We start from the raw sequence: 13,083 nt of genomic DNA, 5'->3' as shown, positions 1-13,083 counted from the left end.
ATCCTGCATCGTCCCCACGATGGAGGATCGTGGGGACGATGGATCGAGTGTCGACAACTATCGAGCGGCCGCGCCGCAGAGAGTACAGCGCCGAGTTCAAGGCGACGGTACTGGAGCAAGCTCGCCAGCCTGGGGCATCGGTAGCCGGCGTGGCGCTCAGCCATGGGCTGCACCCGAACATGGTGCACAGATGGGTCAGAGAGGAACGTGAACGCCAGATGCGGGCAACGCAGCGCGAGGGCCGTGCGTTTATTCCACTGCATGTTCAGCCTTTGACACCAACCATGCAGCCGGCCTAGGCGGTCCCATGCGAGACGCCAGCTCCGGTAGCTCCCGACGCCATCCGCATCGAGATCCAGCGCCCAGGCGGCACGCTGGTTGTGCACTGGCCTCTGTCAGCGGCACAGCAATGTGCCCAACTGCTTCGGGACTGGCTGCGATGATCCGCATCGACGCGCTGTGGTTGGCCGTCGAGCCCATCGACATGCGTGCCGGCACCGAGCGGCTGCTGGCGCGCGTGGTACAGGTCTTCGGCGCAGCCCAGTCTCATCACGCCTACCTGTTTGCGAACGCCCGCCACACCCGCGTCAAGCTATTGATACATGACGGCTTTGGCGTGTGGTGCGCCGCTCGCCGCCTCAACCAGGGACGATTTGTCTGGCCTGCGGTACAGGCCGGCGCCACCGGCGCACAACTGACGCAGGCGCAGTTCGACGCCCTGGTCCTCGGCCTGCCTTGGCAGCGCCTGGAGGACCTGCGCGCCATTACGCGGATATGAGGATGATCACGGCGCGTTGACAGCATAAATCCGGATGGTGGTAGTGCCCGGTGGCTGGCACGATGGCTCCATGCTGAACCTGCGCCAACTACAAGATCAAGGCCTTCAGGACCTCGCGCCCGAGGACGTGCTGGCATTGGCGCAGCAGATGCTCGCACACATTCAGCAGCAGGAACGCGAGATCAAGCTCAAGGACGTCAAGATCGAGAAGATCACCTTCGAGCTGGCGCGACTCAAGGCCTGGAAGTTCGGGGCCAAGACCGAGGCGATGAGCGCTGAGCAGCGCCGGCTGTTCGAGGAGTCCCTGGCCGAGGACGAGGCCAGTCTGCAAGCGCAGTTACAGCAGGCCAAGGGCGAGCCCTCTGTTGAAGACAACACCAGGTCCACGCGCAAGCCCCGTCGCCAGCCACTGCCGGCCCACCTGCGCCGAGTCGAGCATCACCACGAACCCGAGGATACTCACTGCCCAACACCGGGCTGTGGACGGACCATGGTACGCGTGGGTGAGGACGTCAGCGAGAAGCTGGATATCGTGCCGGCGGAGTTCTTCGTGCACCGCCACATCTATGGCAAGTGGGCCTGCCGCTGCTGCCAACGCCTGGTGCAGGAACCCGTCGAACCCCAGATCATCGACGGTGGGCTGCCTGCAGCCGGGCTGGTGGCGCACACGCTGATCAGCCGCTTCGTCGACCATCGGCCTTACTACCGGCAGGAGACGATCAACGCCCGTTCGGGCGTACACACGCCGCGCTCAACACTGGCTGCCTGGTCCGGGCGTGCTGGTGCGGCGCTTGAACCGCTCTATGAAGCGCACAAGCGCTTCGTACTTGCAGCAAGGGGGCTGCACGCCGACGAGACGCCGGTGGCATTGCTCGACCCGGGAGCCGGCAAGACCAAGCGAGCGTACGTCTGGGCCTACTCGCGCGGCGCCTTCGATCCACTGCCTGGCGTGATCTACGACTTCTGTATTGGCCGAGGCGCGCAGTACCCGATTGCCTTCCTGGGAGGTGCTAGCGAAGACCGCAACGAGCGATGTTGGCAAGGTACCTTGGTGCGCGACGAATACGCTGCCTATGACAGCGTGTTGCAAGCCAGCCCCGGTCGCGTAGCGGCGGGATGTCTTGCTCATGCCCGACGTCGGTACGACGAACTGCTGCGGAACCAGGGCAACAGCACGGTCGCCCCAGAGGCGCTGCGTCGCATCGCGCAGATCTACCGTCTTGAGCGCGAGCTCGCCACGCTGAGCAGCGAGCAACGTCAGGCCAGGAGGCACAGCGACGCCAAGCCGCTGTGGGAGCAACTGCATGCCTGGCTGCAACTGGAGCGGTCACGTGTGCCTGAGGGCAGCATCACAGCCAAGGCGCTCGACTACAGCCTCAAGAACTGGCCGACGCTGACGCACCACCTCCTCGATGGAGAGGTCAGTGTGGACAACAACAGCCTAGAAAATCTGATCCGCCCCTGGGCCCTAGGAAGGCGCTCGTGGTTGTTCGCTGGCAGCGAACTGGCCGGTCAGCGCGCCGCGGTCGTGATGAGCCTGGTGCAATCAGCCAGGCTGCAAGGGCACGATCCATGGGCCTACATCACCGATGTGCTGACCCGCCTGCCCACCCATCTGAACAGCCGCATCGACGAGCTGCTTCCCCACAACTGGCGTCCCGCACGCTGAGCGCGTCTGCTCAATCACGCGACAAGTGCGGATCTGACCCAATAGGACTGGGGTCATAGAGTCGCTTTTACAGCAGGTACTCCAGCGCCCGGATGCCGGCGCCCGCTTGTCATTGCGATTCGTCTCGATTTGCCTCGACCAGCCCACGCGTGTAAGGACCGCCGGGCAGCCGTCAAAAAAGCGCTGTGCAGACACGGCATCGAAAGACTCCAGAAGAGACCGAACACTACGGTCCTGGACGCGACCTCCGTAGTCTCTACTGGGGCCAGGCCCCAACACCTTGACTGCTCTCGGGAGAGCTAGCGTTCTCTTCGCTGCGTCGGACCCGTCGCGATGAAAGGATGCTTAGAAAGCGGTGAAGCCCGTCAATGCGGATATCTCGCGCGTTGTCCGCAAGACCGGTATCAGGACAGGTGGAGGTTGATCGGTGCGAGTTTAACTTGATAGGACTGGGTGAACGATGACCTCATGTCCACGCGTCGCGGGCGCTCAAAGTGAGCGCTCATCTCATGGAAGAGCGCGCATCATGTTTGTTGAGGAAGCACAACAGCGCTAGGCCGGTCAATGCCGCTGCTGCTTCGATTCCAAGCAACATTCGAACGAGATCATTTGGCCAACCGTCAGCGGAAATGCTGACCAGCCGCCCGAGCACCAGGCCGCTGGTGAACACGACGTTGATCCACATCGCGGGCTTTCGCCACGCCTTCGAGAGTAGACCCAGGGCCAGCAACAGACTGATACCGAGATGCATGCCACCGTAGTTGGCACGGATCTCATTGAAGGCATTCACCGAATGGGGTTGCATATCGAGGCCCGCCATTGCCGTAACGGGGTCGTGAAACGTATGCAAGCCAATTAGCAGGAAAGCCAGTGCCGAAACGGCCAGGTATATTTGAGAGAGGCGATGCATGAGTTGGCTCTCAGGTAGCGGATGTTGACGGAGTGGGTGTCGACTCACTGCCGGTCGGCTCGTTCCTGTCCACCGTCCATGTGTGGATGGGTTCATGACCACGGCGCACCCATTCCGGCGGCCGCCACAGGTGTTGCAGTCGCTGCCACACGGGCCCCGGTGACATCACGTCACGCCACATGTCGACAAACTCGTGGAGATTCAGCACCAGGATATTGTAGGACTTAATCTGTTGGGTGATGCCGTATTGCACCGTCTCCCGTTCTTCTTCGAAAGTGCCAAACATGCGATCGAAAATGATCAACATGCCACCGTAGTTCTTGTCGATATATTGGTCGTTTCGGCCATGATGGGCACGGTGATGGGACGGTGTATTGAAGATGTACTCAATCCAGCCAGGAAGGCGGCGGATCAGTTCGGTATGAATGAAATACTGATAGGACAGATTCACGGCCAGGATGAGTGCGACTGCGGCCGGCGGCACACCGAGGAGCACGGGAGGAAGGAAAAAGATGAAACTCCCAGCGACCACATTGAGCATCGATTGTCGTGCCGCCGTAGTGAAGTTCATGCTCTCGCCGGTATGATGAACGACGTGCGCCGCCCAAAACCAGCGGATTCGATGGCTGGCGCGATGAAACCAGTAGTAGCAGAACTCGACCGACAGAATGATTGGGAGAATGGTCCAACCGTCCACCGGGATATCAAACAAACGTTTTGAATATACCCACGCATAGATGGATCCTGTCACAAGAGCCACTCCCAGGGGCTCCATGATCTGGTAAGTGGTGCCCAATGCGATGTTCGCCCACACCTCCTTCCAGTTCAGTGTCGATTCGGCTCTACGCCTTCGATTGATCAGGGTCTCGAGACTGAATGCAATGATGAAGAGAGGAACCATGCTGAGCATGAACGCCTGCTTCCAATCCACGGACTTCCCAAATATGGAATGCAGCCAGTTCATCATATCGGACGGCAATTTAGACTCCTGTTCGCTTGGCTTGCCGACAGTTTGATCAAACTGGTGACCCTCCGCATTGACAGTCCTCGACACTTTCTTGACACTTCGCGACATTGTTCATTGTCATCCCATGTCCGCGCCCACCGCTTACTACGCCAGCACCTACGTGAACCTGCTTTTCGACTACTTGCAGGACCAAGGGCTGGATGCCGTGCATGTGCTGGGGGAATCCAGCCCTAATTGCCAGGAAGTGCGACTCTACGCGCTCGATCACTGGCGGCGTTTGCTTGAGCGTGCCGCCGAGGTTTGCAATGATCCGCTCCTCGGATTGCACGTTGGCCAGCGCATTGCGCCTGCGCATCTCGGCGTGCTTGGATACGCACTTGGGGCTTGCCCTGACGTCGGGGCTGTCTTGCAACGCTGGCAACAGTACGACCGTGTGGTTGCAAACGTAACGCCGGCGGAGCTAAGAACCGAAGGTAAGTCCGTCGTGATGACGTGGCCCCGTTCGACGGAACCAACGGGGCCGCTCGTTGACGAAACGGCCTTGGCTGCGATGACCCGTTTCACGCGAGCCATGACAGATGGTGATGTGAGGCTGGAGGAGGTGTGCTTTGTTAACGCAACACCTCAAGACACCACCCCTTATCTTGCATACTTCGGCTGCCCGGTGAAGTTCGACCAACCGGAGACGAGTCTGCGCTTCCCCGCCGACCTTTTGCAGGCGCCTCTGCGTCAACCTGATGAAGCGCTACTGCGAATCATGGAGCTTCAGGTACAGGCTGTGTTGGGTGCCATGCCGAAGATGGATGACATGGAACATGCCATCAGGCAAGCGGTAGCCGGGCTCGCGCGTCAAGGCGAAGTGAGCCTTGAAACAGTGGCTTCCTCCATGCACATGACCCCCCGCACGTTGCAGCGGCGACTCGACAAACTGGGTCTGAAATTTCGCGAGCTACGTGACGACACGAGACGCCGGATTGCAGAGAATTACCTAAAAGATCCACGGCTTTCGCTCGCTGAGGTGGCCTGGATACTTGGGTACTCGGAGCACAGTGCATTTACTCGCGCATTCCGGAGATGGACATCGCAGAGCCCGCAAGCCTGGCGCCGCGAAATGGATGCGTGATCCGCTACGGGCAACAACGCAGTCGCCCATGTGATTGCAGCGCTGAAGGTTTTAGGCTGGCCTCCTGGGCCCAAGTCCCAAGCTCTCGCACCGGGTTGCATGGCCTTCCATCGCCGCTACGGCGGAGTAAGCGACCCGCCCTGGCCCGTCGCCTCACGTGGCGGAGAAGCTGTTGAGCTTCTACCCGACTCATCTTTGAGACGACGGGAAAGCAGGTACTTCCATGCCGTCTACTTACTGCGAATCACCTCGGTGATTGGCTCGAAATAGCAACCATATTTGACATCGCCTACCGTGTCACTCATTTGCATCTCCGCTGTGTTGACGCGAGCCTGGATCCCATCTGTGACGACCTGCGGGTCAGCGGCTTCGCAGTTATAGAGTGCCAGGTACTGCCACGGATGAGGCCCCGCTTTTCGCTGCTGCTCCGTGCGACTGAAGCGCTGTGCACTCACCACGCCCGGTACACGCAACACGTCTGGAAGGTGCTGCTCGGTATACCAGCGATTGAACTCTTCTTCACGCCCCGGAACCGCGTTCGTGAGTACCAAATAGGTGAACTTGACCATTCTTATCTCCTTAAGGTTATTGAAGTACAGGGAATGTCCAGCGGCCGATGCCCTGTGACGCGCCCGTGATGGGTATGTGTTGACTGGCGAGTCCCTTGTTCACGTGGTCCTCTTTGCTGGAACCCGCGCTTTGGCATTCCGGCGGTTTCGGCGCTTGAGAGAAAGGGTGTGGCCCAACGCTTCCATCAAACGACGCAAGCCCGTAGACGTTCCCGTTCGATGCTGGGAAATCTATGCTGCAACCTTTCGTCCCCGTGTAAGGGGACAACCGGGAAGAAGGCGACGGAGCAAGCTCCAATCGCCAGTGAACAGAGTTCTCCGAAAACTTCAACGAGCGGATGTGCGTGAATTTCGTATCAAGTCTGCGGCCTTCTCTGCCATGGCCATAATGGGAAGGTTCGTGTTCCCACTGATGATCGTGGGCATCACAGATCCATCAATTACTCTCAAATTCTCAACCCCGCGAACTTTCAACTCCTCATCAACAACAGCGTTGTCGTCGACTCCCATGCGACACGTGCCAACCGGGTGATAGATGGTTTCCGCATGCGAGCGTATCCATGCCTTACGGGCTGCACCGGTGGAGAAAGCATCGATGTCGAGCCTTCGTTTGATGTACTTCCGGAGCGCCGGCTGGTCGACAATCTCGCACGTGCGTTCCACGCCGCGCACCAAACTCTCCAGGTCAGACTCGTCTGAGAGGAAGCGAGGGTCGATTCGGGGAGAAGCGGACGGATCTGAGGAACGCAGTCGCAGCACGCCTCTACTTTTTGGACGCAGCTGGCATACGCGGACTGCAAATCCGTGGGGAACTTTTTCGTTCGGCGGTGGATTACGCATCGCAATGATCAGATGGGCCTGCCACTCAGGCAGATCCGGATTTCCGCCGGAGCTGTAGAATGCTCCTGCCTCAACGCCTTGAGAGGAAGCCGGCCCGCCTCCTGAAAGAAGATAGCGAGCTCCTGCCATTCCGCCTCTTACCAGGCCGATATAGGGCGTAAGCGTATTGGGCTGCGACGCTTCTAAGCGAATCGCGCAATCAAGATGGTCCTGAAGGTTCTCACCGACGCCTTGCAGATCGACCACGGGAGCGATACCAATCGACTGCAGATGTTTGGCCGGTCCGATCCCCGACAGCATCAGGAGTTGCGGTGAGGCAATGGCTCCTGCTGTCAGAATCACTTCCCGGTCCGCGCGAAGCTCCACCTCCTCCCATCCATCCTCAATCACTACGCCTTGCGCTCGCTTTCCAGCAAGGAGAATCCTGCGGACTTTACAGTTCGCCATTAATGTCAGATTGGATCGGTTACCTGCTCGATCCAGGTAACGATAAGCGCCGGATCGCTTTCCCTCGGCAATCGTAAGCTCGTAGAATCCTGCGCCTACCTGCGACGCGCCATTGAATCCGTTGTTCTCGGGCATACCGGCAGATACTGCGCTCTCTATGAACGAAGTCGATATGGCGTTTTGCTGCGTGCCGTATGACAGGCGAATCGGACCCGCGTACCCGCGATCGTCATTCCTCGCCTTCGTTACCAGTGATGCATCCTCAATCTTTCGAAAATAAGGACGAAGGGATTCATAGTCCCAGCCCGACAGGCCCTGAGATGCCCAGTTGTCGTAATCGGATCGGTTCCCCCGGATAGCAATCATGGAATTGATCGAGGATGAACCGCCCACCACCTTGCCCCGGGGTATATAAATATTCCGATTGTCCAGCTGTGTCTGGGGCTCCGTCCAATAGCGCCAGTTGAATTTTTGACTCTTATAGAGAACCCGGATCCCTGCCGGCATCTGAACAAAGATGGATGACGCGGGAGCGCCCGCCTCTATCAGCAGTACCTTGACGCTGGGATCTTCACTCAGCCGAGAAGCGAGAACACACCCTGCCGAGCCGGCGCCGATAACAATGTAGTCGTATGTAGCGGTTTTCATAATCAGGAGATCACTCAACGCGAGCCGATGCCTTGAGCGCCATGCGCACGCGGCGAATGTGCTCGTCCGACTGTCCGAGCTCGTCAATCGGTACTCGTGACGTTTCAGGAGACGCCAAGATGGCAAAAATAGACAACACCGCGCCTCCCATCATGAAATAGGCGGGTGATGAAGGGTTTCCGGTCAGCTTCGTCAGAGAAGCGCTGATTAAAGGAGCGGTGCCGCCAAATAGCACCATGGCCATGTTGTAGCCTATCGACATGGCGCTGTAGCGTGTGCGTGTCGGAAACAGCTCCGTCATCATGCAGAACGGCGCGCTGCCATACATCCCTATCAGTACACCGACGCTAGCCATCGTGGCAATTACCACCTCTGGTGTCGAGCCCACGACGATCCGGAACAAAGGAAGCGCAACGACGAGGTATGCCAATGCCGCCGTAAAGGCGACGGGTCGTCGACCCACGCGGTCGGATAGCGCTGCAGCGAATGGGATCACAATCACTGAACCCAGAAAGGCCAGGCCGGACGCCGCTAGAGCTTGCCCGCTACTCAACCGACCAGTTGACACGAGATATGACGGGAGATACGCCAGGATCAAGTAGTAAGGGATGCCGTGTGAGATCGCTACGCCAAGACATTTGACAATGCTTCGCCAGTCGTCACGAAGGGCCTCCCGCAATGGTGCTTGTGCCGCGCCCTCGCGTTCCAAGTGCAACCGGAATGCCGGTGTTTCCTCGATGCGCAGCCGCAGCCAGAACGCACCCAACCCAATCGGGCCAGCGATCAGGAAGGGCAATCGCCAGGCCCATGCCTCAACTGCCGTCTGACCAAAAATGCTGGTGATCGCCAGAACAAGACCGGATCCGCTCAACGCACCAATTCCAGCCGACATACCAAAGAACCCGATCACAACGCCACGCCGGCGTGTCGGGGCGTACTCGGCAAGGAATGCGAGTGCTCCACCTGCTTCGCCTCCCGCGGAAAATCCCTGAATCATGCGTAGGGCTACCAGCAGCAAAGGAGCGGCGATGCCAATCGCCTCGTATCCCGGTAGGACACCGACCAACACCGTCGAAACGCTGATCAAACCAACGACAATCGCGAGCGTATCGCGCCGTCCAAGCCGGTCTCCCAGCGATCCAAAAAACAGAGCGCCGAGTGGTCGGGTAACGAATGCGACGGAGAATGCCGCGAAAGCCGCTATCAGGCTAACGATCGGGTCGCTGCTTGGGAAGAACACCTTCGCCAGGGTGGCGGATAGATAGCCATACAACGAGTAGTCAAACCACTCCAGCATGTTTCCCACGGCGGCACCGGAGATCGGCTTGAGAACATCCCGGACCCGCTGGGGGGTGGGGGTCGAACCTCTTCGGGGATGATGTTGCATTGATTTTGTCTCCACTTCTATAAGCAATGTTTGAAAAACCGAAGCGCGCTTACTCTTATTTGTCGTAAATATTAGGTAGCCTACCCATTACAATCAAATAGGCGTTTACCCTCCCATCAACGAAGTCAGGTGGCTGATTTTGAGCCGCAAATGGCACTTTTACACTTTATCTTGACAGACCATCGTGGCGACCTATGCTCCATGTAATCGATTGCATCGTGGAATGGGCTATGCGCCGATGCGAACGAGTGTTGAAAGACCTGCTTTTTTCTTGCGGTGGCCCCCCTAACTAAAGTCGATCACCCCGGAGGTAGCTATGTCACTGATGGCAGCGGTACGCGAGGCGTTCAATCAATGGGAGCGCTTTCGATTCATGTCGATGTTCGAGTACCTCAGTGCCGAGTTAGGGGAGAGCTGGAGCCTATTTATTTGATTTGTAGGCTGCCAAAGCGAGGTCGCTTCGGCTTTCTCGCTTGCCTTCTTGCACCGGCTTCACTGTCCCCCCGCGCCTCTTTAACAACGCGTCGTGAGGCTGCCCCCTTGGTCAGCGAGTGGTGGCGATCGCACACTTCTAACCCCACGTCCATGCGGGTGTTTTTTCACGCCTATGCATAGGTAAGAACCGAAGCCCTGCGATCCCGACCTCACGGAAGGTCCCGGCGTCAAAGGTGGCCTCCAGCAGGTCCCAAGCGGGCCTCCGGCCGCGCCTCACTCGGTACCGACCTCTGTCGTCAGCCAGCCCGGCCGGACCGCATATCTACCCTGGGACGAGCTATAACAACCAGAAGGCAAACAGTCCTCGCGCATACCCAGTGGGTCACCGGCGGCATATCTTGACCACTGAAATCGGCGGTCGCCCGCCTTCAGGCCAACTGGGCTCCCCCAGTCTAGCCACGCCCTCCTCTCCCACCCCTGGTCCCGCTCGAGATTTGTGACGCGAGGTCAATCCTCTGCACCGATTAGGGTAAACCCCTTTTGCACATAGTAGGTAGGCTACCTAATATGTACTCACAATTTCCCATCGGAGACATATTCATGACCGCCCCCCAAACCCCCACGCAGTCGACTGGCTGCCCGTTTCACGCGGCCTCACCTGCGCAGTCCACGTGTCCGATGCACGCTGGCGGGGACAGCGGCATCCCCGACTTTCCGCCCGAACGGGTCGATCCTTTGTCGCCGCCGCCGGTGTACTTCCAGATGCAGCAAGGAAGCGGCTTGGGGCAAGCTAGGCTCTGGGACGGAAAGATCGCCTGGCTGATTACGCGCTATGACGACGTCCGCTCGGTCCTGTCTGACCCTCGCTTTAGTTCTGACATTACGAATCCCGGCTATCCCACTGTCAGTGCTGCAATGAAAGTTGCCCGGGGTAGTAACCGGACCTTCATCACCATGGATGCACCCAAGCATGCAGAGCATCGGCGCATGCTGACAGGTGAATTCTCGATCCGCAAAATCGAGGCCCTTCGCCCGCGGATTCAGGCGATCGTAGACAAGCTGCTGGACGACTTCGCAACAAAGCCTCAACCCTCCGACCTGGTTAGCGCCTTTACGTTGGCTACGCCGGCATTGGCGATCTCAGAGTTGCTTGGCGTTCCGTACGAAGACCATGACTTCTTTCAGGAACTGGCGATGGTCCTGACGTCGAGTAGTGCGACGCTTGAGGAGGCCATCGCCGCAAATCATGAGTTGTGCGAGGTGTACCTGAAGGGCCTGGTGGCGAAGAGATCGGAGAACCCCGGGGAAGATATCCTCAGCCGCCTCATCGTCAATCACGTACGAAAGGGCGATATCACCGAAACGGACGTTGTTTCCCTTGCAAGGCTCTTGCTGATTGCCGGCCACGAGACCACGGCGAATACGACCGCAATGGGAGTGCTTTTCCTCCTGCAACGACCGGATATCTGGAATGAGCTTCGACAAGACACAAGCCTCGTTCCAAATGCGGTGGAAGAAATTCTGCGCTATCTGGATGTCACACATTCAGGAAAGCGTCGTGTCGCGACCGAGGACATTGTCGTGAACGGACAAATGATCCAGGCGGGCGACCCCGTTGTAGTGCTGAGTGTCTCGGCCAATCGCGACAGCTCGAAATTTGAAGATCCGAATGTGTTCGACCTTCGCCGAGATTCAAGGACGCAGGTCTCGTTCGGATACGGCCCGCATCAGTGCATCGGTCAACCCCTCGCACGGCTCGAAATGCAGATCATGTTCACCGCCTTGCTGGAGCGGTTTCCGAACCTCGAGCTTGCTGTTCCCGTGGAAAGCCTTGAGTTCAAGGGCGATTCACTCATGTATGGCGTCAAGGAACTCCCTGTTCGCTGGTAATCCCGACTTAAATGAGAAGCATCATGAAAATCACAATCTACCCCGAAAAGTGCTGCGGTTCTGGTCAATGTGTCGTCAACGCGCCGGATCTGTTCGACCAAAAGGACAATGGCATCGTCATTCTCTTGAACGCAGAGCCGTCGGCTGACCAATTCGAATCAGCACGCCTGGCGGCTGGCATCTGCCCAGCGCTCGCCATCGAGATTCACGAGGATCAGTGATGAACTCCCCCGAGCACATCGTCGTTGCCGGCGCCTCGGCCGCCGGCATCACGGCAGCACGAGCGCTGCGCGCACAGGGCTGGGGAGGGCGGCTCACGCTGATTGGAAAGGAAGGCGGCATGCCCTATGACCGCCCTCCTCTTTCAAAGCGGCTGATGGCAGGAGAATGTCCGGTAGAGGCGCTCAACCTTGTGTCCGAAGACGGCATGAAGGCGCTGAACCTGCACTACCTGGACGGGACATCGGCCACCGGCCTCGATACGGACGCCAGTTCACTGCAACTCAGCAACGGCTCCACACTTCAATATGATCGCTTGCTGATCGCCACGGGCGCGGACGCTCGAGTGATTCCCAACCTCAGCCAGGCGGCGAACTGCTACAGCCTGCGCAACTTAAACGACGCGCTGGCGATTCGGGAACATCTGACTGCCGGAAAGCGGGTACTAGTAGTCGGCGCGGGCTTCATCGGCACAGAGTTAGCGGCGATTGCAAAGACCAGCGGCTGTGAGGTGACCGTCATCGACAAGTCGAAAGTTCCTCTCGGGGCGCGAGTCGGGGATATCGTTGGGAAGCGGATCGAAAAACTCCATGAAGCCAACGGCGTGGTTTTCCACAACGACTGCGAACTCAGGGAGGTGAAATGGCGTGACCGCACCATTACCGAAGTCCGCTTGGACACTGGGGTTGTGATTGCTTGCGACGTAATTGTTGTGGCTATCGGCGCAGTTCCCAGCGTGCAGTGGTGCAGCGGATTAAACATCCGCAGCGGCGTAGTCTGCAATGAATACTGTGAAGCAGCCCCGAACGTATATGCCGCCGGCGATGCTGCAGAGTGGTTTCACAAAGGCTACGGCGAGCACATGCGTATTGAACACCGGACGAATGCAAGCGAACAGGCGATGGCCGCGGCAAAGAACATGCTCGGCTCTCGCGTTGAATACGCTCCGCTGCCGTTCTTCTGGTCGGATCAGTACCAGGTCCAAATCCACAGCTACGGACGCATCGGCCCTCAATACACCGTTGAAGTTGTCGAAGGGGATCAACTGAAAGACGACTCCTGCATCTTTCGCTACTACCAGGGAGACGTTTTGATGGGCGTTCTTAGTTGGAACGCCAGTAGAAAAGCGCGTGAGCACATCAAGCCGTTGAAGGAGGAGTGGACGAAGAGCCACGCTCCAGCTGCGGTAGCAGGTTAAGGC

12 protein-coding genes are annotated in these 13,083 nt (G+C 58.4%); 7 read left to right on the top strand and 5 right to left on the bottom strand.

Features of this window, described 5'->3' with window-relative positions; genetic code table 11:
* Positions 1–38 precede the first annotated feature (38 nt).
* The 3 genes from tnpA (at position 39) to tnpC (ending at position 2,447) form a co-directional block, all read left to right on the top strand.
* Positions 39–299 (top strand): IS66-like element accessory protein TnpA, encoded by a 261-nt coding sequence (gene tnpA / locus AC3WRR_RS04050; protein ID WP_233528040.1) that lies wholly within the window; start codon positions 39–41, stop codon positions 297–299.
* 140 nt (positions 300–439) lie between these two features.
* Positions 440–778: an IS66 family insertion sequence element accessory protein TnpB gene (tnpB, locus tag AC3WRR_RS04045; protein ID WP_058698242.1), complete on the top strand. Its 339-nt coding sequence runs from the start codon at positions 440–442 to the stop codon at positions 776–778.
* A 70-nt stretch (positions 779–848) separates the two neighbouring features.
* Positions 849–2,447 (top strand): IS66 family transposase, encoded by a 1,599-nt coding sequence (gene tnpC, locus AC3WRR_RS04040; RefSeq protein ID WP_058698262.1) that lies wholly within the window; start codon positions 849–851, stop codon positions 2,445–2,447.
* Positions 2,448–2,949: 502 nt separating this feature from the next.
* Here tnpC and AC3WRR_RS04035 read toward each other — a convergent pair.
* Positions 2,950–3,357 (bottom strand): DUF4345 domain-containing protein, encoded by a 408-nt coding sequence (locus AC3WRR_RS04035; protein WP_058698241.1) that lies wholly within the window; start codon positions 3,355–3,357, stop codon positions 2,950–2,952.
* A gap of 10 nt (positions 3,358–3,367) precedes the next feature.
* Positions 3,368–4,324, bottom strand: a complete 957-nt coding sequence (locus AC3WRR_RS04030; RefSeq protein WP_334223343.1) for a sterol desaturase family protein — start codon at positions 4,322–4,324, stop codon at positions 3,368–3,370.
* A gap of 124 nt (positions 4,325–4,448) precedes the next feature.
* Here AC3WRR_RS04030 and AC3WRR_RS04025 point away from each other — a divergent pair, with 124 nt between their 5' ends.
* On the top strand, positions 4,449–5,447 hold the full coding sequence (locus tag AC3WRR_RS04025) for an AraC family transcriptional regulator (protein WP_116318641.1): 999 nt from the start codon (positions 4,449–4,451) through the stop codon (positions 5,445–5,447).
* A gap of 230 nt (positions 5,448–5,677) precedes the next feature.
* Here the strand turns inward: AC3WRR_RS04025 and AC3WRR_RS04020 are convergent, their stop codons facing one another.
* From AC3WRR_RS04020 to AC3WRR_RS04010, 3 genes are all read right to left on the bottom strand, one after another.
* Complete coding sequence (locus AC3WRR_RS04020; RefSeq protein WP_052495067.1) at positions 5,678–6,016, bottom strand: EthD domain-containing protein; 339 nt, start codon at positions 6,014–6,016, stop codon at positions 5,678–5,680.
* Positions 6,017–6,343: 327 nt separating this feature from the next.
* Positions 6,344–7,969: a GMC family oxidoreductase gene (locus AC3WRR_RS04015; protein WP_199414553.1), complete on the bottom strand. Its 1,626-nt coding sequence runs from the start codon at positions 7,967–7,969 to the stop codon at positions 6,344–6,346.
* The gene (locus AC3WRR_RS04010) at positions 7,962–9,338 is read right to left on the bottom strand and encodes an MFS transporter (RefSeq protein WP_070940839.1); all 1,377 of its coding nucleotides are present in this window, start codon (positions 9,336–9,338) and stop codon (positions 7,962–7,964) included. The genes AC3WRR_RS04015 and AC3WRR_RS04010 overlap by 8 nt, the downstream gene beginning before the upstream one ends.
* Before the next feature lie 1,035 nt (positions 9,339–10,373).
* Here AC3WRR_RS04010 and AC3WRR_RS04005 point away from each other — a divergent pair.
* Genes AC3WRR_RS04005 through AC3WRR_RS03995 form a run of 3 tightly spaced genes read left to right on the top strand, consistent with a single transcriptional unit; the run spans position 10,374 to position 13,080 of the window.
* Positions 10,374–11,663 (top strand): cytochrome P450, encoded by a 1,290-nt coding sequence (locus tag AC3WRR_RS04005; RefSeq protein ID WP_196765234.1) that lies wholly within the window; start codon positions 10,374–10,376, stop codon positions 11,661–11,663.
* Between the two features lie 23 nt (positions 11,664–11,686).
* Positions 11,687–11,884, top strand: coding sequence for a ferredoxin (locus AC3WRR_RS04000; RefSeq protein ID WP_043355325.1), 198 nt, complete (start codon positions 11,687–11,689; stop codon positions 11,882–11,884).
* On the top strand, positions 11,884–13,080 hold the full coding sequence (locus AC3WRR_RS03995; RefSeq protein ID WP_058698238.1) for an NAD(P)/FAD-dependent oxidoreductase: 1,197 nt from the start codon (positions 11,884–11,886) through the stop codon (positions 13,078–13,080). The genes AC3WRR_RS04000 and AC3WRR_RS03995 overlap by 1 nt, the downstream gene beginning before the upstream one ends.
* The last annotated feature ends 3 nt before the right edge of the window (positions 13,081–13,083 follow it).

Source organism: Cupriavidus sp. FW305-3-2-15-C-LB2, from assembly GCF_058787575.1.
The sequence above is the reverse complement of the archived record's forward strand: the minus strand, read 5'-3'. Positions and strand labels throughout refer to the sequence as shown.